Origin of the sequence: Treponema sp. UBA785 (assembly GCF_002297065.1) — a bacterium.
Lineage (GTDB): Bacteria > Spirochaetota > Spirochaetia > Treponematales > Treponemataceae > Treponema_D.
This window is the reverse complement of the sequence record NZ_DBJD01000079.1, coordinates 34,140-38,941: the sequence shown is the minus strand read 5'-3', so window position 1 is coordinate 38,941 and position 4,802 is coordinate 34,140. Positions and strand designations below refer to the sequence as shown.

Here is a 4,802-nt window from a genome sequence, read left to right as displayed (position 1 = left end):
GCCAGACTTCCGTTCCCGGTCCCTTAGGCGCGCACATTACAACTGTGATGTCCGGGCGAATCTGCATTCCCTCTTCAATCATGTTGAATCCGTGAGAGTACCATAAAGCCGAGCCTTTCTTCATTCTCTTCATAACTTCTGTGATAACTGCTGTGTGCTGCTTGTCCGGAGTAAGGTTTCCAACAAGGTCAGCAGTTGGAATCAGTTCGTCGTAAGTTCCCACTTTGAATCCGTTTTCTGTCGCGTTTTTCCAAGACTGGCGTTTTTCAGCGATTGCAGATTCGCGCAAAGCGTAAGAAACATCAAGTCCAGAGTCGCGCAAGCAAAGTCCCTGGTTCAAGCCCTGAGCGCCACATCCTACGATTACGATTTTTTTGCCTTTGAGAGCGTTCACTCCGTCAGCGAATTCCTCTTTTGCCATTGAGCGGCAGTGTCCGAGCTGCAGGCGAGCCTCGCGCCACGGAATTGAATTGAAATAATTGTTTCCCATAAAAATCTCCTGTAAAAAGTCAGTGAGAACGTTTCAACTTTCGATTTGACTTTTTAGCATATTCGCAATGCAATGAGAATATGCAGTTTATAATGAAGTTTGCAACGCAAACTTATAAATAAAAACTTTGACGTTATTTTAGGCAAAGTTTTTATTAAATCTCCTGTTTTGCGCCGATTGAAAATTGACAAACGGCTAAATATTTTTTTTCGGGCGGTTCGGCAACAAGTTGCCGTCGGGCTATCCGTGGTTCCGCGCTAGCCGCGCTCCATTGCTTCACTTCGTTCCGCAACAAGCCACTTCAATCCCTACCGCTTTTGTAAAAATATAATTTATTCTACAAAAAAACTTAGTATTGCGTAAAGTGAAATAAAATAAATTGAATATTGCATTTTGCGCAATAATAAAAATACTTTATTTACAAAAAAAAAGGCCGTCTTTTACGAACAGCCTTTATATTTACTTTTGTATTTTATTCGTTTGTTTGAGAAGAAATTGTTTTTTCTTCAGCTTTTAGGTCTTTAATCAAAAATAAAAACATTCCTACGGCAATTAAAACCGCAACTGCGTCGGCAAACGGCTGTGCAAAGATAATTCCGTTAAGTCCAAAAAGTTTTTGCATTATAAGAATTGCCGGTAAAAATACAAAACCCTGGCGGCTTACGGCAAGAACAAGCGACTGCAAGCCTTTTCCCATTCCCTGGAATGTAAAATTTAAAACGAACATAATTCCAATAAACGGTGCCGATGACATAAGTGCATAAATAATATCTACGCCTAACGCAACAACAGCCGGATCTTCCGAGAAAATATTTATGATTGGCTTTGCAAAAATTATATAAAGTACGGTAAGAGAAACTCCCAGCACAACATTTACCAAAATAGAAAAATTTACGATTTTTTTAACGCGAATAGAATTTTTTGCGCCGTAATTGTAGCCGATTAACGGAGCGATTCCTATTCCGAGTCCAAGCTGAATAAAAATTGTCAGCATGTTTGCCTTGAGCGCAACTCCCATTGCGGCAACAGGAATATCGCCATAAACTGCTGTACCATCGATAAATGTTCTTATAAACGGCAATAGTTTTTCTGATACGACAGGAACGCTGTAATACGAAGCTAGAAGGTTGTTTGTCAGAATTGAACTTAAACTCATCAAAATGTTTGTAAGGCTTGCAGGAAGTCCGATTGCAAGAACGCCGAGCAAAATTCCGTTTGAAATTTTAAAATATTTCGGGTTTATTGTGAGCGTTGAGTTTTTTGAAAGGACATGCGCAAGATAGATTACAATCGTAACGATGTTTGCAATTACAGTTGCAATTGCGGCTCCTTTTACACCGAGTCCAAGTCCTGGAATTCCTAAAAATGAGTCGAGAATAAAAATCGGATCGAGCACAATGTTTACGGCTGTTCCGGCAATTAGCCCGACCATTGAGTTTTGAGAAGCGCCTTCTCCGCGGATTATGTTTGTGTAGGCTGTCGAAATAACAATTGCAGGTCCGCCGTACGCAATATATTTTAAGTAATCGCGTGCAAACTGTGCTGTTGTCTGAGTTGTTCCAATCAATTTGAGAATTCTTTCCATATTGAAAAGAATTATGAATAGCCCTAGAAAACCTGTAAAAATTCCTGCGTAAAGACAAAATGAAGCAATGCTTTTTACTTTTTCGTAGTTTTTTTCGCCAAGCGCGCGGCTTATAAACGAAGAGCCGCCCATGCCGAAGATGTTTCCTGCTGCCATGAGAAACAGAAAAATCGGGGTTGCAACGTTTACCGCTGCAAACTGGCTAGGATCGCCTGTCTGACCGACAAAAAAAGCGTCAACCATGTTGTACAAAACAGTAACAATCATGCTGAGGACTGTAGGAAGCGCAAATTTAAAAACCGCCTTTGGAACCGGCGTGTGCTCAAAAATTTCAATATTTTTTATCATAGTACAGAAATTTTATAAAAAACAGAAAAAATGTCAATAAATAGTAATATATAGAAGAGTTTGTAACTATTTGCGAAGCGCTTTGTTTTATTGAGCGAAATTAACCGATTTGGTAAACTTTACTGATTATGAAAAAACTTATTCCAGTGATTTTTGTTATTGTTGCCGCAGGACTTGCATTTTTTTTTGTTGGAAAAAATCTTTTTATAAAAGACAATTCATATTCGCGTGCAAAAATTATAAAACCGGTTGTTGAAATAGAAAAGTCCGAAGAAGAAAATTTGGAAAATGAATACGAAGATTATGAGCAGACTTCGTTTATTGAACTTGCCAACGATGAAACTCTTCTGAACGTTGTTACGATGGATATTGACGATGACGGTTATGATGATCAGATAAATATTGTAAAAACATCAAGAAGCCCTTTTTTGGCACTTATTGTCGGTTTGTACAATCCTTCAACTTCTTCTTATGTCAGAGCAGCTTGGATTGCAACTACGGTAAGCCAGATTCGTACTTTTGCCTGTACTGCGCTAGACGTAATCGGAAACCACAAAAATTCGCTTGTTTATCAGGGAATTACGGACGAAGGTCATTCTGTTTTGTGTATTTTTAACGGAAGCCGCACTAAAAAAGGCGACTTTGTTTTGACAAAAATCGGAGACTTTGAGTCTGACGGAACGGTTTTTATTCAGCAGACAGAACGAAACGAAGCTTACGAGTTGAGCCAGACAAAGGCCGACAGTTTTCCTGTTTGGGTTTATGCTTCGGATTCGGCAGAAGACAGCGCCCGGCTTGACCAGATTCAGACAATGTACGATTGGAACGAAAAAGAAGGTGAGTATACTCAGGTTAAGCAGGTTCGTGTTACAGGAAACCGCATTGCCGCAAAAGAACTTGCGAGAATTCAGGATGGAACTGTCGCGACTTTTTCTAAATTTCTGGAAGGCTTGTGGTATAAGACCGAAAATTCAGGCGGAAACGTACGTTATATCTTTTTTGATCCTCAGACGCACGAGATTATTTTTCATTATCAAGACAGCGAAGAAGTGTATTCGTGGCTAAATGCAAAACTCCGCAGAAACGGAATGTATTTTACTTCGATAAACCAGTCAATCGAAAACCTTCAGAGGCGTTTTGATATTTCGCTTGTAAATGTCGATGAAATAAGAATTCGGATTCAGGATGATGTCCGGATGATTATCAGCGAAAGCACTCTCTGGGACGGAAATTATAAAAAAGTTTCGACAAAATTAAACCAAAAAACTGTTGCAGGCGAATCTGAAAAAGCGCTAAAAAGGCTTGTCGAAGGACCTGCATGGACTACTTCTGATGGAAAATATTTTGTTTTTGCAAACGATGTATATATAGTAGAGTCTGAGAAATTTACAGATAAAGGCCGTTTTGTCTTGAATAGTATTTCTGACACAAAATTGATGCAGTTTAGAAGCGACACCGACATAAAATTTTTTAACGGATATTATTCTGCAAGTTTTGGCAAAATTAAAAAAACTGAGAGAAATAAGCGCGGAAAAACAACAGAATTTGTTGTGGATGACAACGACACTGTAATTTTGCAGTCGGTTGATGTAACTCCGAATGGATTTTTTCAGAATGAAGTGCTTCCGTTGACACTCAAAAAAACTGAATTAAAAAAGACCGAAGAATAGAAAACTCGCAGATAAAAAGGCGTGTAAGAAAATCTTGAAAGAAGCGAAAATTTTAGCCCGGATTGCCGCGAAAAGACCGGACGAGCGGAGCGAAGGAGGACTTGCAGCAAAAGCCGGCCGCGGTAAGGCTTTGTGCTTCTAAAATTTAAGATATTGAAATTCTGCGGTCAAATCTATAGAATATTTTAATTATGACTGCAAACGAATTACGCTCAAAATATATTGAGTTCTTCAAATCTAAAAATCATGTTGAAATTTCTGGTCAGTCTTTAATTCCAGAAAATGACCCTTCTGTTTTGTTCACAACTGCGGGAATGCATCCGCTTGTTCCTTATCTTCTTGGTGAAAAACATCCGGCGGGAACTCGTCTTACAGATTATCAGAAATGCGTGCGCACTGGCGATATTGACGAGGTTGGAGACCCGAGCCATCTTACTTTTTTTGAAATGCTTGGAAACTGGTCGCTTGGAGATTATTTTAAGAAAGATTCAATCGCTTTTTCATACGAATTTTTGACAAGCCCGAAATGGCTCGGTCTTGATCCAAGAAAAATTTCTGTTACGGTTTTTGCAGGCGATGAGAATGCTCCGCGCGATGAGGAGGCAGCCGACGCTTGGAAAGCGAATGGAATGCCGGAAGACAAAATCGCTTATCTTTCAGCGGAAGACAACTGGTGGGCGGCGGGTCCGACTGGTCCTTGCGGTCCGGA

General features: G+C 39.8%; 4 protein-coding genes. 2 read left to right on the top strand and 2 right to left on the bottom strand.

The genetic code is table 11. From position 1 onward, the window contains the following. Both B2X33_RS06825 and B2X33_RS06820 read right to left on the bottom strand, forming a co-directional pair. On the bottom strand, nt 1–490 hold a 490-nt coding region (locus B2X33_RS06825; RefSeq protein WP_296668561.1), incomplete at its 3' end, for an NAD(P)-dependent oxidoreductase. Between the two features lie 472 nt (nt 491–962). Then, nucleotides 963–2,423, bottom strand: coding sequence for an MATE family efflux transporter (locus B2X33_RS06820; protein WP_296668559.1), 1,461 nt, complete (start codon nt 2,421–2,423; stop codon nt 963–965). Between the two features lie 128 nt (nt 2,424–2,551). On the opposite strand from B2X33_RS06820, the gene B2X33_RS06815 reads away from it, so the two are divergent. Both B2X33_RS06815 and B2X33_RS06810 read left to right on the top strand, forming a co-directional pair. Further along, on the top strand, nt 2,552–4,093 hold the full coding sequence (locus B2X33_RS06815; RefSeq protein ID WP_296668557.1) for a pallilysin-related adhesin: 1,542 nt from the start codon (nt 2,552–2,554) through the stop codon (nt 4,091–4,093). Nucleotides 4,094–4,284: 191 nt separating this feature from the next. Next, on the top strand, nt 4,285–4,802 hold a 518-nt coding region (locus B2X33_RS06810), incomplete at its 3' end, for an alanine--tRNA ligase-related protein (RefSeq protein ID WP_296668555.1).